This window comes from Devosia sp. J2-20 (assembly GCF_055808475.1).
The window spans coordinates 3,738,623-3,754,776 of sequence record NZ_CM147870.1 but is presented as its reverse complement, the minus strand read 5'-3'; the positions used below and the strand labels follow the sequence as shown (position 1 = coordinate 3,754,776).

Annotated in this window: 23 protein-coding genes; 14 read left to right on the top strand and 9 right to left on the bottom strand. The window is 62.7% G+C overall.

Annotated elements, in window-relative coordinates:
- Positions 1-14: 14 nt before the first annotated feature.
- Positions 15-530, bottom strand: a complete 516-nt coding sequence (gene secB, locus AC0L37_RS18725) for a protein-export chaperone SecB (protein ID WP_212659988.1) — start codon at positions 528-530, stop codon at positions 15-17.
- A gap of 81 nt (positions 531-611) precedes the next feature.
- The gene (locus tag AC0L37_RS18720) at positions 612-1,037 is read right to left on the bottom strand and encodes an FxsA family protein (protein WP_282222366.1); all 426 of its coding nucleotides are present in this window, start codon (positions 1,035-1,037) and stop codon (positions 612-614) included.
- 192 nt (positions 1,038-1,229) lie between these two features.
- Between AC0L37_RS18720 and AC0L37_RS18715 the strand changes: the two genes are divergently transcribed.
- Genes AC0L37_RS18715 through AC0L37_RS18705 form a run of 3 tightly spaced genes read left to right on the top strand, consistent with a single transcriptional unit; the run spans position 1,230 to position 2,932 of the window.
- Entirely contained in the window at positions 1,230-1,943 is a 714-nt protein-coding gene (locus AC0L37_RS18715) for a Tim44/TimA family putative adaptor protein (RefSeq protein ID WP_282222367.1), read from the top strand.
- A 30-nt stretch (positions 1,944-1,973) separates the two neighbouring features.
- Positions 1,974-2,567, top strand: a complete 594-nt coding sequence (locus AC0L37_RS18710; RefSeq protein WP_269371310.1) for a Smr/MutS family protein — start codon at positions 1,974-1,976, stop codon at positions 2,565-2,567.
- Positions 2,564-2,932: a helix-turn-helix domain-containing protein gene (locus AC0L37_RS18705; protein WP_212659992.1), complete on the top strand. Its 369-nt coding sequence runs from the start codon at positions 2,564-2,566 to the stop codon at positions 2,930-2,932. Before AC0L37_RS18710 ends, AC0L37_RS18705 begins: the two co-directional genes overlap by 4 nt.
- 80 nt (positions 2,933-3,012) lie before the next feature.
- Here AC0L37_RS18705 and hslU read toward each other — a convergent pair whose 3' ends face one another.
- Genes hslU through hslV form a run of 3 tightly spaced genes read right to left on the bottom strand, consistent with a single transcriptional unit; the run spans position 3,013 to position 5,395 of the window.
- Entirely contained in the window at positions 3,013-4,323 is a 1,311-nt protein-coding gene (hslU, locus tag AC0L37_RS18700) for an ATP-dependent protease ATPase subunit HslU (RefSeq protein WP_212659993.1), read from the bottom strand.
- Positions 4,320-4,838, bottom strand: a complete 519-nt coding sequence (locus AC0L37_RS18695; RefSeq protein WP_212659994.1) for a GNAT family N-acetyltransferase — start codon at positions 4,836-4,838, stop codon at positions 4,320-4,322. The genes hslU and AC0L37_RS18695 overlap by 4 nt, the downstream gene beginning before the upstream one ends.
- The gene (gene hslV, locus AC0L37_RS18690; RefSeq protein WP_212659995.1) at positions 4,835-5,395 is read right to left on the bottom strand and encodes an ATP-dependent protease subunit HslV; all 561 of its coding nucleotides are present in this window, start codon (positions 5,393-5,395) and stop codon (positions 4,835-4,837) included. Before hslV ends, AC0L37_RS18695 begins: the two co-directional genes overlap by 4 nt.
- 504 nt (positions 5,396-5,899) lie before the next feature.
- Here hslV and hisB point away from each other — a divergent pair.
- The 8 genes from hisB (at position 5,900) to coaA (ending at position 10,828) form a co-directional block, all read left to right on the top strand.
- On the top strand, positions 5,900-6,487 hold the full coding sequence (gene hisB, locus AC0L37_RS18685) for an imidazoleglycerol-phosphate dehydratase HisB (RefSeq protein WP_212659996.1): 588 nt from the start codon (positions 5,900-5,902) through the stop codon (positions 6,485-6,487).
- A 95-nt stretch (positions 6,488-6,582) separates the two neighbouring features.
- Positions 6,583-6,930 (top strand): DUF2628 domain-containing protein, encoded by a 348-nt coding sequence (locus AC0L37_RS18680; RefSeq protein ID WP_212659997.1) that lies wholly within the window; start codon positions 6,583-6,585, stop codon positions 6,928-6,930.
- A complete protein-coding gene (hisH, locus tag AC0L37_RS18675; protein ID WP_282222368.1) occupies positions 6,927-7,577 on the top strand; it encodes an imidazole glycerol phosphate synthase subunit HisH in 651 nt (216 codons plus the stop codon). The genes AC0L37_RS18680 and hisH overlap by 4 nt, the downstream gene beginning before the upstream one ends.
- Entirely contained in the window at positions 7,574-8,305 is a 732-nt protein-coding gene (gene hisA, locus AC0L37_RS18670; RefSeq protein ID WP_282222369.1) for a 1-(5-phosphoribosyl)-5-[(5-phosphoribosylamino)methylideneamino]imidazole-4-carboxamide isomerase, read from the top strand. The genes hisH and hisA overlap by 4 nt, the downstream gene beginning before the upstream one ends.
- Entirely contained in the window at positions 8,305-8,532 is a 228-nt protein-coding gene (locus tag AC0L37_RS18665; RefSeq protein ID WP_282222370.1) for a hypothetical protein, read from the top strand. The genes hisA and AC0L37_RS18665 overlap by 1 nt, the downstream gene beginning before the upstream one ends.
- A gap of 102 nt (positions 8,533-8,634) precedes the next feature.
- Positions 8,635-9,432, top strand: a complete 798-nt coding sequence (gene hisF / locus AC0L37_RS18660; protein ID WP_212660001.1) for an imidazole glycerol phosphate synthase subunit HisF — start codon at positions 8,635-8,637, stop codon at positions 9,430-9,432.
- 113 nt (positions 9,433-9,545) lie between these two features.
- On the top strand, positions 9,546-9,878 hold the full coding sequence (locus tag AC0L37_RS18655) for a phosphoribosyl-ATP diphosphatase (protein ID WP_473313718.1): 333 nt from the start codon (positions 9,546-9,548) through the stop codon (positions 9,876-9,878).
- On the top strand, positions 9,878-10,828 hold the full coding sequence (gene coaA, locus AC0L37_RS18650; RefSeq protein ID WP_212660003.1) for a type I pantothenate kinase: 951 nt from the start codon (positions 9,878-9,880) through the stop codon (positions 10,826-10,828). The genes AC0L37_RS18655 and coaA overlap by 1 nt, the downstream gene beginning before the upstream one ends.
- Here the strand turns inward: coaA and AC0L37_RS18645 are convergent.
- On the bottom strand, positions 10,825-11,175 hold the full coding sequence (locus AC0L37_RS18645) for a VOC family protein (RefSeq protein WP_212660004.1): 351 nt from the start codon (positions 11,173-11,175) through the stop codon (positions 10,825-10,827). The genes coaA and AC0L37_RS18645 overlap by 4 nt on opposite strands.
- 126 nt (positions 11,176-11,301) lie before the next feature.
- Here AC0L37_RS18645 and dapB point away from each other — a divergent pair, with 126 nt between their 5' ends.
- Entirely contained in the window at positions 11,302-12,114 is an 813-nt protein-coding gene (gene dapB, locus AC0L37_RS18640; protein ID WP_282222372.1) for a 4-hydroxy-tetrahydrodipicolinate reductase, read from the top strand.
- Between the two features lie 15 nt (positions 12,115-12,129).
- Complete coding sequence (locus AC0L37_RS18635; RefSeq protein WP_212660006.1) at positions 12,130-12,744, top strand: 2,3-bisphosphoglycerate-dependent phosphoglycerate mutase; 615 nt, start codon at positions 12,130-12,132, stop codon at positions 12,742-12,744.
- Position 12,745: 1 nt separating this feature from the next.
- Here AC0L37_RS18635 and AC0L37_RS18630 read toward each other — a convergent pair whose 3' ends face one another.
- The 3 genes from AC0L37_RS18630 to AC0L37_RS18620 form a co-directional block, all read right to left on the bottom strand.
- A complete protein-coding gene (locus AC0L37_RS18630; protein WP_269371327.1) occupies positions 12,746-13,780 on the bottom strand; it encodes an AI-2E family transporter in 1,035 nt (344 codons plus the stop codon).
- 194 nt (positions 13,781-13,974) lie between these two features.
- Positions 13,975-14,865 (bottom strand): methylated-DNA--[protein]-cysteine S-methyltransferase, encoded by an 891-nt coding sequence (locus AC0L37_RS18625; RefSeq protein ID WP_282222375.1) that lies wholly within the window; start codon positions 14,863-14,865, stop codon positions 13,975-13,977.
- Between the two features lie 69 nt (positions 14,866-14,934).
- Entirely contained in the window at positions 14,935-15,417 is a 483-nt protein-coding gene (locus AC0L37_RS18620; RefSeq protein WP_282222376.1) for a DUF2244 domain-containing protein, read from the bottom strand.
- A 48-nt stretch (positions 15,418-15,465) separates the two neighbouring features.
- Between AC0L37_RS18620 and nth the strand changes: the two genes are divergently transcribed.
- Positions 15,466-16,152 carry an endonuclease III gene (nth, locus tag AC0L37_RS18615; RefSeq protein WP_282222377.1) on the top strand — a complete coding sequence of 229 codons (687 nt, stop codon included), beginning with the start codon at positions 15,466-15,468 and terminating at the stop codon, positions 16,150-16,152.
- The last annotated feature ends 2 nt before the right edge of the window (positions 16,153-16,154 follow it).

The window sequence follows — 16,154 nt, the reverse complement described above, 5'->3', positions numbered from 1 at the left end:
CGATCAGGGACCGATCAGTTGGGCTTGTCGGCGCCATCTGGCGTGGCCAGCGGTGCAGCGCCCTGCTGGGCAGCCAGCTTGGCCAGGTTCTGCCGGTAGATGGCAGCAAAATCGACGGGCTCCATCATCAGTGGCGGGAAGCCACCTTGCTGGGTCACGCTGGCCAGCACCTGGCGGGCAAACGGGAAGATCAGGCGTGGGCATTCGATCATCAGCAGCTGGCTCAGAGTTGCCTCGGGCACATTCTGCAGACGGAACACGCCGCCATAGATCAGTTCGACATTGAACAGCACTGTCTCTTCGCGATTGGCCTTGGCATTGAGCGTCAGCTCAACGGCATAGACTTCGTCGGTCTGCTTCTTGACCGCGACCGAAATCGAGACGTTGAAGGCCGGGTTGCCGCCGCCCGCCATGATCGAACCGGGTGCGCCGGGATTTTCGAAGGACAGATCACGGATATACTGGCCCACCATGTTCATCGAGGGCGTGTTGGCCTGGGCTGTTGCGTCGCCCTGGGTCTCGTCAGTCATAGACGGTTCCTTTGTCGAAAAAACGTTGCAGCTGGCTACCATCTTTGGGGTGACGCCACAAGCGCGAGCCACCCCTAAGGGTTACTGTGGGCGGTAATCGTCGTCGTCCAGATCAATCACGCCGGGGCCGCCAACGTGGGGTTCATCGGGTTGATCAGAGCGGCGATAGCTGCTGGTGGCGCTGACCACGGTGAACCGACTGGCCAGTCCTGCATAGATCCAGCCGCGCACCGGCGGCAGCAGCAGGCCCAGCGCCACGAAGTCACTCAGAAAGCCCGGCAGAATCAATAGCAGCGCGGCCAGCCCGATCATCATGGCGTCGGCAATGGTGCGGCCGGGCAATTTGCCGGTGCTGACATTGTTGCGCAGTTGGCCGAGCACCTGCAGCCCCTGCAGGCGCAGCACCACCCCACCAAGCAGCGCTGCGCCTATAATCAGCGCCAGCGTGGGAAACAGGCCGATGGTTTGCCCCACCTTGATGAAGATCGCGATCTCGATAATGGGCAACACAAGCAGGCTAAGAGCAAAAATCGGGCCAAGGTCGGGTTTCCTTCTCGCGCAAAGCGCGGCAAAACGGCGTTTACCCCATCGTGAACTGGTTTTGGGGTGAGGCTTTGCCTATATATAGTTCAAATCTGGCGCTCAGCGAGCGCTCCCGCGTCATTTTCCGACGTAGTCGACGGTAAGGTGCATTGCTCAATGGACGAATTCTTCGATCTGCCCACTCTCATCGTGATCGCTATCGCGGTTTTCGTGCTGTTCCGGCTGCGCTCCGTATTGGGCACCCGCACCGGCACCGAGCGCCCACCGCTTGAGCGCCGCAAGCCCAGCGACACCCCGGCCAATGAAGACACCGTGGTGCCGCTGCGCCCCAAGGGCACGGCTGCCCCCGAGCTTGATGAGGAACGCCGCGCCCGCAAGGTCGAGGCCGAGATCGAACAGTTCTCCCATGGCGATGCCGAACTGGCCGCCGGCTTCAAGGAAGTTGCTGACGCCGATCCGACCTTCACGCCCAAATCCTTCCTCGATGGTGCCAAGCAGGCCTATGAGATGATCGTGACCGGCTACGCCACCGGCGATCGGGCAATGCTGAAGAACCTGCTCGAAAAGGACGTCTATGAAGGCTTCCAGAGCGCCATCACCGAGCGCGAGGCCGCTGGCCAGACTGTTGATTTCACCTTTGTGGGTCTGCCCAAGGTCGAATATTCCGACGCTGAGTTCGACAAGAAGACCGTCACGCTGACCGTGCGCTTCCACGCCGAAGTGGTCTCGGCGACCCGCGACAAGGACGGCAATCTGGTTGATGGCAATGCTGATCAGGTCCAGACCATCGCCGATGAATGGACCTTTGCGCGCAATCCCAAATCGCGCGACCCCAACTGGAAAGTCGTTTCCACCAGCCAGCTCGACTGAACCGAAAGCGGCGCGGCGGGTTCATAACTCATGTCTAAGCGTGATCCCCGGCGCCTGCCGCATGACTTTCATCTCTGGACGGCCGTCGCCGCGACGGTCGATCCGCTGCGGCGCAAGGGGCTGCTCAAGCTGGGCACCGGCCCCCTGCCCCTGCCCGTTGAGGAACCACCACGGCAGGTTCCGGCCAATGGCAAGGCCGCGCCCAAGCGCCAGGCGCCGCGCAAGCCGTTCCTGCCCCCCTATCAGGCCCCTCAGGCCAATAGTGCGCCGCCCGACAAGGCGGTTGATCCCTCGATCCGCAAAAAGCTGGGTCGTGGCCGCATCGAGATAGACGGCAAGATCGATCTGCATGACATGACCCAGGCCGAGGCCCGCTCTGCGCTGCACAGATTTGTCCAGGCCAAGGTGGCTCAGGGCGCCCGTACCATTCTGGTGATTACCGGCAAGGGCCTGAAATCCGATGATGATTATATCGCCGCCATGACCGGTCGGGGCATTTTGCGCACCATGCTGCCCATCTGGCTTAACGAGCCGTCTCTGGCGCCGCTGGTGTCGGGTTGGTCGGCCGCCGCGCGCGGCCATGGTGGGGAGGGGGCGTGGTATGTGCGCCTGCGTCGCCGATGACCCCATTGGGTGCCCGTATCCGCCAATTGCGCGAGGAGCGCGGCATTTCCCTCAAGGAAATGGCCGCCGCGCTCAATGTCTCAAGCGCCTATCTTTCGGCGCTCGAGCATGGCCATCGCGGCAAGCCCACCGGCTTTTTGCTGCACCGTATCATCGCCTTTTTCAATGTCATCTGGGATGAGGCCGAAGAGCTGCAGCGGCTGGCTGAAATCAGCGACCCCAAGATTACCATCGATACCGGCGGCATGCTGCCTGAAGCCACCGAGCTGACCAATCGGCTTGCTGCCGATATTGCCCGGCTTGATGCCGAGGATCTGCACGCCCTGCGCGACGAACTCGCCCGCCGGGCCTCCCGCAAGCGCTGAGTTTTCTCGTTCCTCGCTTGACCCACGATGTCATCCCGGCCTGCGCCGGGGTGACATCGCATTTGTGACGGGTTCGTCGGCTACAATACGAACTTGCTCAGATCGGTATCGCCAGCCAGCGCGCCGACCTTTTCAGCCACGAAGGCCGCGTCGATGCTGATGGTCTGACCATGCTTGTCGGGGGCGTCAAAGCTGATGTCTTCCACCAGTCGTTCCATCACGGTCATCAGACGCCGGGCGCCGATATTCTCGACCGTGTCGTTGACCAGCACCGCCGCGTCGGCAATTGCCTCAATGGCATCCTGGCTGAATTCCAGCGTCACCCCTTCAGTGCCCATCAGCGCGATATACTGCTTGATCAGGCTGGCCTCGGTATCGTTGAGGATGCGGATGAAATCGCCGCGCGTCAGCGCCTTGAGCTCCACCCGGATCGGCAGGCGGCCCTGCAATTCGGGCAGCAGATCGCTGGGCTTGGACACATGGAAAGCGCCCGAGGCGATGAACAGGATGTGGTCGGTATTGACCGGGCCATATTTGGTCGAGACGGTGGTGCCCTCGATCAGCGGCAGCAGATCGCGCTGCACGCCTTCACGCGACGGACCGCCCTGTGCCCCGCCTTCGCGGTGGGCCACCTTGTCGATTTCGTCGATGAACACGATGCCGTGGTTCTCCACCAGCTCGATGGCTTCGCTTTTCAGCTGGTCCTGATCAAGCAGCTTGTCCGCCTCTTCGGCGATCAGCGGCTCATAGGCATCCTTGACCTTGATCTTGCGTTTGACGCCGCGCCCGCCCATGGCCGATTTGAACATGTCGCTCAGATTGATCATGCCGATGCCGCCATTGGGCATGCCGGGGATATCAAAGCCCCCGCTGCTGGCCGGTGGCGTCATTTCGATCTCGATTTCGCTGTCATCGAGTTCGTTATTGCGCAGCTTCTTGCGGAACGAATCGCGGGTTGCGGGCGTCGCCGAATTGCCCACCAGCGCTTCAAGCACGCGGTCTTCGGCATTCTGGTGCGCCTGGGCCTGTACATCGGCCCGGCGCTTGTCGCGCAACACGGCAATCCCGGCTTCCACCAGATCGCGGATGATCTGTTCGACATCGCGGCCGACATAGCCCACCTCGGTGAACTTGGTGGCTTCCACCTTGATGAACGGGGCCTGGGCCAGACGGGCCAGACGACGCGAAATCTCGGTCTTGCCGACGCCGGTCGGCCCGATCATCAGGATATTCTTGGGGCTGACCTCGCGGCGCAGTTCGGGTGGCAGCTGCTGCCGGCGCCAGCGATTGCGCAGCGCCACCGCGACAGCGCGCTTGGCGTCATTCTGGCCAACGATATTGCGGTCCAGCTCACTGACGATCTCACGAGGCGAAAAATTGGTCTCACTCATTGGTCTGTCTTTCCTGGTGCCTTATCGAGCAAGCGCACCATCAAATGTTCGTCGATATAGCGGCCATTCACCGCCATGAAGCGCGGATCGGTGCCGTAGATTTCAAAGCCTGCCTTTTCGTAGAGGCGAAGGGCCGGGGCGTTGTGTGCGGCGACGCTGAGGTGGAGCTGTTTGACCTCGCCTCTGGCGTAATCGATCACCGCATCCAGCAGCGCCGCGGCGCAGCCCGTGCCGCGCATGTGCGGCCGCACATAGACCTGGATCACCCAGGCCCGGTGCGCCTGCCGCCCCTGGCTGACGTCAAAGGCCATGATCCCGACCAGTTCGCCATCCGGGGTCAGCCCGCCAAAGAACACCAGCTTTTCCAGCACCGCTTCGAGATCGGTGATGGCGTGCAGCACGAAATCCTCGGCCGCACTGCCAAAGGCTTCGGGATGATTGGTCAGGGCTTCGAGCCGTATGGCGCGGTAAGCCTCGACATCGGCCGGTGTCAGGCGCCGGATGGCGTAGCTCACGCGTCCAGCTCGATGGTTTCCAGCGTCACGCTGCCATTGGTGTAAACGCAGATCTGCTCGGCGATCGACATGGCGCGTCGCGCCACTTCTTCGGCGTCCATCTCGGTGCCCTGATGCAGCGCCAGCGCAGCACTCAGCGCATAATTGCCGCCCGAGCCAATCGCGGTAACGCCATGATCGGGGGTCAGCACATCGCCCGTGCCGGTCAGCACCAGCGTGTCCTTCTTGTCGGCCACGATCATCATCGCCTCCAGCTTGCGCAGATAGCGATCGGTACGCCAGTCCTTGGCCAGCTCGACCGCGGCACGCATCAATTGGTCGGGATATTGCTCAAGCCGGGCTTCAAGTCTTTCAAACAGGGTGAAGGCATCAGCGGTCGATCCGGCAAAGCCGCCGATCACCTTGCCGCCCGCCAGCCGCCGCACCTTCTTGGCGCCATGCTTCATGACGGTCTGGCCCATGGACACCTGGCCATCGCCAGCCACCACAACCTTGTTGCCCTTGCGTACCGACACGATCGTTGTCCCGTGCCAGCCGGGGAATGCAGAGTCACTCATGATGGAAAAAATACTCCAGAACTGTTGAGTGATATTTAGGAGCCTCAGCCCGGAATGCAACCGACGCGCCAAAACCCCGCCGCGCCTCGTTGGCGTCGCGGTGCACGGTAACGGGCGGCCGTTGACTCAACTGAAACAGACAATGGGGAGCCAAGGGCCGCCCGTCACGAGCCGGTTTTGTGCGGGGGGCGGTTCAGCCTGCGCCGGTGTTTCAGACGCGACTGCCGCTTGCCCCACTGGACGGGCGCCCCCATCCCCCGGTCTCCCCGCCCGACCCTGCGTTGGGGCCGGTGACTGGCGGGAACGGGGCTATGATGGCACGGAGTTTTGAGGGTGGGGATTAGATGGATATTTTTTTCGGTTCGCGCAGTCTGGCCGTCGCCTGCATTCTGTCTGCCAGGGAGAGGGGGCGAGCCAGCTGCACCCAGATCCCCACGGCAACGCAATCTTTATGCGTTTGCCCTTATCTGCTAGGACAGCGCCGAACTTTGATGAGAACAGCCCATGCGTACCGCGACCATTGCCCGCAAGACCAACGAGACCGAAATCAAGGTCACGATCAATCTCGATGGCACCGGTGCGCACACCATGGCGACCGGCGTCGGCTTTTTCGATCACATGCTTGATCAGCTCAGCCGCCATTCCCTGATCGATATGGACGTGGCCTGCTCGGGCGATCTGCACATCGATTTTCACCACACGGTGGAAGATGTCGGCATCGCGCTGGGCCAGGCTATCGCTCAGGCGCTGGGCGACAAGAAGGGCATTCGGCGCTACGCCTCCGCCGATCTGCCCATGGACGGCACGCTGACCCGCGCCGCGCTTGATGTGTCGGGCCGCCCGTTTCTGGTGTTCCGCGCCGAATTCAGCCGCGACAAGGTAGGCGAGATGGACACCGAGCTGTTCCGTGAATTCTTTCAGGCCTTTGCCATGAATGCCGGCATCACGCTGCACATCGAAAACTTCTACACCGACAACAACCACCATCTGGCGGAGTCGATGTTCAAGGCGGTGGCACGGGCGCTGCGCGTGGCCGTGGAGATCGATCCGCGCACCGCTGATCGCATCCCCTCCACCAAGGGCACGCTCTAGGCTTTTGTTTTCGGCCCTTTTGCACTAATCCACCCTCATTCACGGTGTCACCCCGGCCAGCGTCCGGGATGACAGTCGCGGGACTGGAGCCACGTGTGACCCTTTACGCCATTTTTGATCCCCAGCCGGGCAAGCCTGCCCTGCCTGTCGCGGTCCCGGAAAAATTCTCCTGGCTGGCCGCTGTGCTGCCGCCGGTATTTTTCCTGCGCCATGGCCTGTGGCTGGAATGCCTGGCCTACGGTCTCAAAATTGTCGCACTGGTCATCCTGGCCGGATTCATCGGTGATGACGCCGCGCTGCTGCTTTATGGCCTGCTCGCCATCTGGCTCGGTTTCGCCGCCCCCGGCTTTCGCCGCCATGGCCTGAGCTGGCGCGGCTGGCGCCATCGCGGCGACCGTATCGCTGCCAGTGCTGATCTTGCTCAATTGGAGGCCCTGTCGTGAGCCTTGTCACCATTATCGATTACGGCGCCGGCAATCTGCATTCCGCCGCCAAGGCATTCGAACGCATGGCCGAGGGGTTGGGCGGCATCACCATTGAGGTGACCGCTGATCCCGAGCGCGTCCGTCAGGCCGATCGCATCATGCTGCCCGGGGTCGGCGCCTTTGCCGATTGCAAGGCGGGGCTCGATGCGGTGCCCGGCATGGAAGAGGTTCTCGAAGAACGCGTCATCAAGGGCGGCACGCCCTTTCTGGGCGTCTGCGTCGGCATGCAGCTGATGGCATCCGAGGGCCGCGAGAAAACCGTGACCGCGGGACTGGGCTGGATTCCCGGTGCGGTGCAGGCGATCACACCGTCTGACCCAGCGCTCAAGGTGCCGCATATGGGCTGGAACACCATTTCCATCACCCACCCGCATCCGCTGTTTGACAATATCCCCGATGGCCCGGACGGGTTGCACGCCTATTTCGTGCACTCCTATCACCTGGTGACGCAGAGCCCCGACACGCTGCTGGCGACCACCGATTATGGTGGGCCGCTGACCGCCTGTGTCGGCCGCGACAACATGTTTGGCACCCAGTTCCATCCCGAAAAGAGCCAGACGCTGGGTCTGCAATTGATTGAAAATTTTCTGAGGTGGACGCCGTGATCCTGTTTCCTGCCATCGATCTGAAAGACGGTCAGTGCGTGCGCCTCAAGCTGGGCGACATGGAGCAGGCCACCGTGTTCAACGATGATCCCGCCGCCCAGGCCAAGAGCTTTGAGGATCAGGGGTTCGAGTATCTCCACGTCGTCGATCTCAATGGTGCCTTTGCCGGGCAGAGCGTCAATGGCGCGGCGGTCGAGGCGATCCTCAAGGCTGTGAAATTCCCGGTCCAGTTGGGCGGTGGTATCCGCACCCTGGCCCATATCGAAAGCTGGCTCGACAAGGGTCTGGCCCGCGTCATTTTGGGCACCGTGGCGGTGCGCGATCCCGAACTGGTCAGGGCCGCCGCCAGCAAATGGCCCGGTCAGGTCGCCGTGGGTATCGATGCGCGCAAGGGCATGGTCGCCGTTGAAGGCTGGGCCGAGACCTCCGAGCTGTCCATCATCGAACTGGCCAAGCGCTTCGAAGGCGCGGGCGTGGCTGCCATCATCTATACCGATATTGATCGCGACGGCGTGCTGGCCGGCATCAACTGGGATTCCACCATCGAGCTGGCCCGCGCCACCTCGATCCCGGTGATCGCCTCGGGCGGCCTCGCCTCGATGAGCGATATCGAGCGCCTGACCCAGCCCGATTGCGCCGTGCTCGAGGGCGCCATTTCGGGGCGCGCGCTCTATGATGGCCGCATTGATTCACGTGAAGCACTGGCGCTGCTCAAGGCGGCTGGCTGATGAATGCCCCCCGCCCCGTGCTGATCAGGAACGTCAACTTCCTCTGGTATCTGGCGCCGATCGTGCCCATCTTGGCATTGGGTTATGCGGCCCTGATGAGCTGGCTACCGAGCTGGTCGCTGCTGATCGCCGTCTTCGCCTTTTTGATGTGGCTGTTCTCGCTGGGGTTCACGGTGTTCGCCGTGCTCAAGCGCAAGCGGCAAGAGCGTAAGGAACAGCGTCCGTGACCCTGAAGACCCGCCATATCCCCTGCCTCCATGTCATGGATGTGCCCGCGTCGCCCGCAGCGCCGCAGGCGCGAGGACGCGCAAATCAAAAGGACGCGGCCGGTGACCCTCAAGACTCGCCTTATTCCCTGCCTCGATGTCATGGACGGCCGTGTCGTCAAGGGCGTCAACTTTGTCGATCTGCGCGATGCCGGTGACCCGGTCGAGGCGGCCATGGCTTATGACGCCGCGGGTGCTGACGAGCTGACCTTTCTCGACATCACCGCCACCCATGAGGGGCGCGACACCATTCTGGACGTTGTCGCCCGTACCGCCGAACACTGCTTCATGCCGCTCACCGTGGGCGGTGGGGTGCGTAGCATTGACGATATCCGCAAGCTGCTGCTGGCCGGGGCCGACAAGGTGGCGATCAATTCCGCCGCCGTGAACGATCCCGATTTCATCGCCCGCGCGGCCGACAAGTTTGGCAATCAGTGCATCGTGGTTTCGGTCGATGCCAAGCAGCGCCTGACCCAGGCCGTGGGCGGCGACAATGTTTCGGCCTGGGAAATCTTCACCCATGGTGGCCGCAAGCCGACCGGCGTCGACGCCGTCGAATTTGCCGCCCGCATGGTCGAGCGGGGCGCGGGCGAATTGCTGGTGACCTCAATGGATCGCGACGGCACCAAGTCCGGCTTTGATCTCGAGCTGACCCGCACCATTGCCGACACTGTGGCCGTGCCGGTGATCGCATCGGGGGGCGTGGGATCGCTGCAGGATCTGGTCGATGGTGTGGTTGATGGCCATGCCAGCGCCGTGCTGGCCGCCTCGATCTTCCATTTCGGCACCTTCACCATTCCCCAGGCCAAGCAATATCTGGCCGATCATGGCGTTGCCGTGCGCATGGACCGCCCGGCCTAAGCCACAGGTCGGAGATGACGCGGCCACCAAAGTTTGCTTTAAGCCAGTCCCAATAGCGGTGCTGCCCCGGCTCAAAACCGGGATGACATCGTCGATGAGGAGCCTTGCCTGCCATGACCCTGGACGATCTCGACGCCCGCCTCGCCCTGCGTGCCGCTGCCGCACCCGAGGACAGCTACACCGCCAAACTGCTCAGCCGCGGCATTGAAAAATGCGCGCAGAAGCTGGGTGAGGAAGCCACCGAAGCGGTGATCGCCGCGGTCACCGCCAACAAGCCCGAACTGGTCAAGGAGAGCGCCGACGTGCTCTATCACCTGCTCGTTGTACTGCGCGCCGCCGGGGTGCCGTTGGCAGATGTGATGGCCGAGCTTGATGCCCGCACGGCCCAGTCGGGCCTGGCCGAAAAGGCCGCCCGCCAAAATAAACCCGGTCAGGATCAGGGCTGATGGCCAAGCGCAAGCCGGTCCTGGCGCCGTATCACCATTTCACCAAGGCGCAATGGGGGGCCCTGCGCGCCGACGAACCCATGACGCTGACCCGCGAAGACATTTCGCGTCTGCGCACACTGAGCGACCCGATCTCGCTTGAAGAGGCCGAAGAGACCTATCTGCCGCTGACGCGTCTGCTCTCATTCTATGTCGAGGCGATCCAGAACCTGCACTCGGTCTCGACCCGTTTTCTCGAAACCCGCGACCACAAGGTCCCCTTCATCATCGGCGTGGCCGGGTCGGTCGCGGTGGGCAAGTCGACCACCGCGCGTATCCTACAGGCGCTGCTGCAGCGCTGGCCGGCCAGCCCCAAGGTGGATCTGGTCACCACGGACGGCTTCCTGCATCCCAATGCGGAGCTGGAAAAACGCGGCATCATGGCGCGCAAGGGTTTTCCCGAAAGCTATGATCGCGCCCGCTTCGTGCAGTTTCTGGCCGATATCAAATCGGGCAAGACCAACGTCAAGGTGCCCGTCTATTCCCACATGGTCTACGACGTGGTGCCCGATAGCGAAGTCACCATCGAGCAGCCCGATATCCTGATCGTTGAGGGGCTCAACATCCTGCAGCCCGGCGAATTGCCCAAGAACGGCGCGCCGATCCTGTTCGCTTCGGACTTCATCGATTTCTCGATCTATATCGACGCCGAAGTCGATGATCTTGAAGCCTGGTTCATGGAGCGGTTTTTCCGTCTGCGCGAGACCGCCTTCAAGGACCCGACCTCGTTCTTCCGCCGTTTTGCCGAAATGAGCGAAGAAGAAGCTGGCGAATTTGGCCGCATGGTGTGGCGCACCATCAACTTGCCCAACCTGCTCGACAATGTACTGCCCACGCGCGGCCGTGCCGACCTCATCCTCAAAAAGGGCAAGAGCCACCACATCGAGGACGTCAAGCTGCGCCGGGTCTAATAGGTCCCGTGCTGGGGCTGGCTGAAGATGATCTGATTGCCGTCGCTGTCGCGGAACTTGGCGGTCTTGAAGAAATCGCCCATCGATTTGGCGACCGGCTTGAGCCCCTGCAGGCTTAGCCGGCCCAGCTCCTCGGCCAGATCATCAACGATCAGCGTCAGCGTCGACGCCCCCGCCTTGTCGCTGTCGGCCAGGATCTGCACCCAGCCACCACCGGGCAGTTTCCACTCCGCGACATCGCTGATCGGCCGCGCATCTGGCGCCCGCCCAAACAGCCGTTCATAGAAATCGAGCGCCTCGGTGATGTCGTCCACCGCGATACCGGCCAGCGCGTTGGTGATAGTCAAATCAGCGTCCTTGGTTTTGTCCCAACCTCAACCTTACCATGTTGACGGTAATGCGGCAGGCCCGGGCACAGTGTTGGCCTTTTATCACAGCGCTGCTATAGCCCAGACCGAATTGGGAGACGACAGATGGCAGAACTCAAGGTCGTGGTCGCTGGCGCCGGTGGGCGCATGGGTGCGGCCAATATTCGCGCTGTCGCGGCGCAGGCCGGGCTGAGCCTGCATGCTGCCGTCGATCGTGTCGGCGCCGACGCCATTGGCCAGGATGCCGGGCTGTTCGCGGGCATTGCCGCACAGGGCGTCACCATTACCGATGATCTTGATGTCGCTCTGGTGGACGCTGACATCGTTATCGATTTTACCGCGCCCCAGGCCAGTGTGGCGCTGGCCGCCCGCGTGGCCGATCTCGGCCTGGTGCACATTATCGGCACTACTGGTTGTAGCGAAGTTGACGACGCGGCGATTGCCCAATCGGCCAAGGATGGAGCGCGCATCGTCAAGTCCGGCAATTTTTCCATGGGCATGGTGGTGCTGACCAATCTGGTCGAAAAGGCTGCCGCCGCCCTGGCTGACTACGATATCGACATTCTTGAAATGCACCACAACCGCAAGGTCGACGCACCATCGGGTACTGCCCTGATGCTCGGCGAAGCCGCCGCTAAGGGCCGCGATATTTCGCTCAAGGCCCATGCGGTGCGCGTCCGGGATGGCCATACCGGCCCGCGCGAAACCGGCTCGATCGGTTTTGCCACCCTGCGCGGCGGTACGGTTGTGGGCGATCATTCGGTGATCCTGGCGGGTCCCGGCGAGCGGATCGAGCTGGGCCACCGCGCCGAGGACCGTTCGATCTTTGCCAATGGCGCTGCCCGCGCCGCCCTCTGGGCTGCCGATCAGCAGCCCGGGCTCTATTCCATGGTCGACGTGCTCGGCCTCAACGACTGAACAAGGATGATTTTGATGACCGGAACCCTGATCCTCGTCCGCCACGGGCAGAGCGAGTGGAACCTGAAAAACCTCTTCACCGGCTGGCGCAATCCGGACCTGACCGAAAAGGGTGTTGAAGAAGCCCGCGAGACCGGCAAGGCGCTCAAGGCCAAGGGCATCGTACCGGACTATTACTACACCTCGGCCCTGCGTCGCGCCCAGCACACGCTGGACCTGATGCTTGAGGAAATGGGCATCGACAATGTCACCATCACCCGCAATATCGCGCTCAATGAGCGTGACTATGGTGATCTGGCGGGTCTGAACAAGGACGACGCCCGCGTCAAATGGGGTGAGGAGCAGGTCCATATCTGGCGCCGCAGCTACGACGTTCCCCCGCCCGGCGGCGAGAGCCTGAAGGACACGGCCGACCGCACCCTGCCCTATTACGAGACCGAATTGCTGCCGCTGCTCAAGGCCGGCAAGACCGTGCTGGTCGCCGCTCACGGCAATTCGCTGCGCGCCCTGGTCAAGTACATTGAAGACCTGACGCCCGAGCAGATTCTGGCCCGCGAAATCGGCACCGGTCAGCCAACGGTCTATGAGATCAGCACCGACGGTAAGCTCGAGCGCCGCGTCGAGCTCTAGCTCAATCATCCTCCAGCGGCGGGCCGGCACCGGCCCGCTGCGGTTCGACATAGAGCGACAGCGTCAGCGAGCGAATGACGGCAAACAACGGTGTGGCCAGCGCCACACCCGGCAGCCCGAACAGGGCCCCCATTACCAGCATCATGCACAGCGACCACGCCGGCGGCAGCGAAATGATCCGCGCCTGCAGCATGGGCGTGAGCACATAGCCTTCCAGATTCTGGATTAGCAAAAGCCCCCCAACGCCGATGATCAGCGTGGTCATGTCTTGCGTCGCCAGTGTCATCAGCACCGGCACAGCGGAAAACAGCGGCCCCAGAAACGGCACGAAGTTCAACAGCCCGGCCAGTACGCCCAGCAAAATCGCATTGGGCACGCCCAGTGCCAGCAGCAGCCCCCCCATCAGCGTGCCAACCACCACCATGGTCACCATCTGCGTGACCAGCCAGCCGCGCAGCGTATGGCCGGTGCCATCCATGGCCCGGCGGGCTTCCTCGCGCGCCGAAGCAGGCACCATGCGCAACAGCCCGTCGCGATAACGCCCCGGCGCCAGGGCAAAGAAGATGCCCAGAAATACGATCACCACGGCATTGCTCACCAGTCCCATCGTGCTGCCGAACAGGAACTGGGCGCTGGAGAACACCCCGGCAGAACTGGGCATGAAATCGGCCAGCATGGCGCCCGGATCATCGGGCAGCAGATCGCTGCCGGATCCGAATGAGGCCAGTTGCTGGTAGATTTCCCCCGCTTGCAGCCTGAGCATCTGCACCAGCTCATCCACCGAGCGCCACAGCCCCATGCCGCCAAAAGACAGCCCTGTGGCTGTCAGCCCGACAATGGCGAGGCTGACCACGATCACCAGCGGTGCCTGTGGCAGGGGCACGACCCGGCGTATGCCGCGCACGATGGCGTCAAGCAGCGCCGCCACCAGCAGGCCGGCAAAAATGGTCAGTAGCGGTCCGGCCAGCAGCCACACCATGGCCAATCCAACCGTGGCCGCCACGCCGATGAGAACCGCGCGGACGGGTTCGGACATGGTGCCTCCAGGGTTTGTCAAAGGACCAAGCCCCCAGCGCCGCCGAAGTTCCGCTTAAAGCTACCGATTCACGTGAAACGTCGAACCATCCCGCAGGGCAAATCGCGCCAGTGGCGCGATTTGAGGCGAGAAGGCGATTGAGAGCTAAGCTCGAATGGCCGGGCCGTTGACGCCTGAACCAGAGGATTTTCTAGCTATCGGGCCTGGCGTGTCGCCGAGATCACCCCGGCTTCCCAGCCCAGAATGGCGCGCTTGCGGGGCACACCCCAGTGATAGCCGGTCAGTGCCCCCGATGTGCCCACCACGCGGTGGCACGGCACCACAAAGCTGATCGGGTTCTTGCCCACCGCCGCGCCAACGGCACGCGAGGCGGTGGGGCGGCCGATATGATTGGCCACGGCCGAATAGGTGGTCGCCTTGCCCACGGGGATCTTGAGCAGTGTCTCCCACACCTGGACTTCAAAATCGGTGCCGATCAGCACCACCCGCACGGGCCGGTCCGCCGCCCAGTGGTTGGGATCAAAAGCCTGCGCCACCATGGGCGCAACGCGGGCATCATCCCGGGTGAAGCGGGCATTGGGCCAGCGATTGGCCAGATCCTCAAAGGCCTGCTCGATCGATGTCTCTTCATCGGCAAAGCCCAGCCCGCTCATGCCGTAATCGGTCGCCGTCACCACCGCCGTGCCAAAGGGCGAGGGTGCCGCGCCCCAGATCATGTCCAGTCCGGAGCCACCGGCCCGGAACACGCCGGGCGGCATCGCCTCATAGGTCACAAACAGATCATGCAGCCGCGAGGTCGAACTCAGTCCCACCTCATAGGTGGTGTCGAGCACGCTTTCCTGCGCGCGCAGCAGACCCTTGGCATGATCCAGCGCCACGGCCTGGGCAAAGCTCTTGGGCGACAGACCACACCAGCGCCGGAAAAGATCAGTCAATTGCCGCTCGCTCAGCCCCAGCGCGCGACCGAAACCGGGCAGGTCTGCCACATCGGGTCCGTTCTCGCTGAGATAGCGAATGGCCGCCCTGATGGTGTCGTAATCATTGGCCGGACTGATCTGTGCCGCCTGGTTCATCGCCACGCTCATTGCTGATTGCTGTCGTGATCAAGGCTGTAGAACCCATCGGTTCCCGAAGCGACCCGGTTTTGCCCGAACCTAGTTGCGTGCCCGGCGCAACGCCGTCCCCAGCGCCTTGGCAAAGCTCGATTTGTCCTCGGTGCTCAGGAATGCACCCAGCTCGAACACATCCTTGCCATCGCGCAGGCAGACCGCATTGGTCTTTTCGTGCTCGTCGCGGGTCAGCACCAGCCGGATGCTCACCGGATCAAACCGGCGCAGCACGCTTTGGCCAGCACTGTCCACGCTGAGCCATTCGATCTGGTCGGACCATACCGTGACGCGCTCGCTGCGCTTGCTGCGGCGCAGCGCTATATAGAGCGCACCGATGATGGCCGCGCCGGTCAGCCCCATCAATGCGGTAACAGGAAAGCCGCCCATCGACATGAACAACAGGCCGGGCATGGCGAACAGCGCGGCGGTCAGGCCGAACAACACCCAGGCGCCGCGCGCGCTCAGCGAGCGGTTGGGCGTCAGTTCTGCCGCAAACAGCGGCGTTGTGGTTGTGGCTTGCATTGGCATGGCGTTCTCTTGTGGCCTAACTATAGGCCCAGAATCAGAGGCGAGAGAATGGCTGCCAGCAAAAAAGTGAAGAGCCTGCCCAGGGCCGACATCGAAGCCATCTTTGCGCGCTTCCACCAAATTGAGCCCGAACCCAAGGGGGAGCTGGACTATTCCAATGCCTTTACCCTGCTGGTGGCGGTGGTGCTGTCGGCACAGGCCACCGATGTGGGGGTCAACAAGGCAACCAAGTCATTGTTTCAACTGGCCCCTGATCCCGCCGCCATGGTGGCGCTGGGCCAGGAACAGATCGAGCAGCACGTGCGCACCATTGGCCTGTTCCGCACCAAGGCCAAGAACGTGTTCCTGCTCAGTCAGCAATTGCTTGACCTGCACGGTGGCGAAGTGCCGCAGACCCGCGAAGCGCTCGAAGCCCTGCCTGGCGTCGGTCGCAAGACCGCCAATGTGGTGCTCAATATCTTTTTCAAGCAGCCCGCCATCGCGGTGGACACCCATTTGTTCCGGGTTTCCAACCGCACCGGCATGGCGCCGGCCAACACACCCCTGGCGGTCGAGCAGATCCTGCTCAAGGTCATCCCCGCGCAATATATGCTGCATGCCCATCACTGGCTGATCCTGCACGGGCGCTATATCTGCAAGGCGCGCAAGCCTGAATGCTGGCGCTGCCCGATTGCCCAGTGGTGTCGCTTTACCCCCAAGACGCCCATGCCCAGCGTTCCGGCCAAGGCCCATTAGGG

Coding starts and splice junctions, on each gene's coding strand:
- secB (WP_212659988.1), bottom strand. CDS start 530: ATGACTGACGAGACCCAGGGCGACGCAACAGCCCAGGCCAACACGCCC.
- AC0L37_RS18715 (WP_282222367.1), top strand. CDS start 1,230: ATGGACGAATTCTTCGATCTGCCCACTCTCATCGTGATCGCTATCGCG.
- AC0L37_RS18710 (WP_269371310.1), top strand. CDS start 1,974: ATGTCTAAGCGTGATCCCCGGCGCCTGCCGCATGACTTTCATCTCTGG.
- AC0L37_RS18705 (WP_212659992.1), top strand. CDS start 2,564: ATGACCCCATTGGGTGCCCGTATCCGCCAATTGCGCGAGGAGCGCGGC.
- hslU (WP_212659993.1), bottom strand. CDS start 4,323: ATGAGTGAGACCAATTTTTCGCCTCGTGAGATCGTCAGTGAGCTGGAC.
- hslV (WP_212659995.1), bottom strand. CDS start 5,395: ATGAGTGACTCTGCATTCCCCGGCTGGCACGGGACAACGATCGTGTCG.
- hisB (WP_212659996.1), top strand. CDS start 5,900: ATGCGTACCGCGACCATTGCCCGCAAGACCAACGAGACCGAAATCAAG.
- AC0L37_RS18665 (WP_282222370.1), top strand. CDS start 8,305: ATGAATGCCCCCCGCCCCGTGCTGATCAGGAACGTCAACTTCCTCTGG.
- AC0L37_RS18655 (WP_473313718.1), top strand. CDS start 9,546: ATGACCCTGGACGATCTCGACGCCCGCCTCGCCCTGCGTGCCGCTGCC.
- coaA (WP_212660003.1), top strand. CDS start 9,878: ATGGCCAAGCGCAAGCCGGTCCTGGCGCCGTATCACCATTTCACCAAG.
- dapB (WP_282222372.1), top strand. CDS start 11,302: ATGGCAGAACTCAAGGTCGTGGTCGCTGGCGCCGGTGGGCGCATGGGT.
- AC0L37_RS18635 (WP_212660006.1), top strand. CDS start 12,130: ATGACCGGAACCCTGATCCTCGTCCGCCACGGGCAGAGCGAGTGGAAC.
- AC0L37_RS18630 (WP_269371327.1), bottom strand. CDS start 13,780: ATGTCCGAACCCGTCCGCGCGGTTCTCATCGGCGTGGCGGCCACGGTT.
- AC0L37_RS18625 (WP_282222375.1), bottom strand. CDS start 14,865: ATGAGCGTGGCGATGAACCAGGCGGCACAGATCAGTCCGGCCAATGAT.
- AC0L37_RS18620 (WP_282222376.1), bottom strand. CDS start 15,417: ATGCCAATGCAAGCCACAACCACAACGCCGCTGTTTGCGGCAGAACTG.
- nth (WP_282222377.1), top strand. CDS start 15,466: ATGGCTGCCAGCAAAAAAGTGAAGAGCCTGCCCAGGGCCGACATCGAA.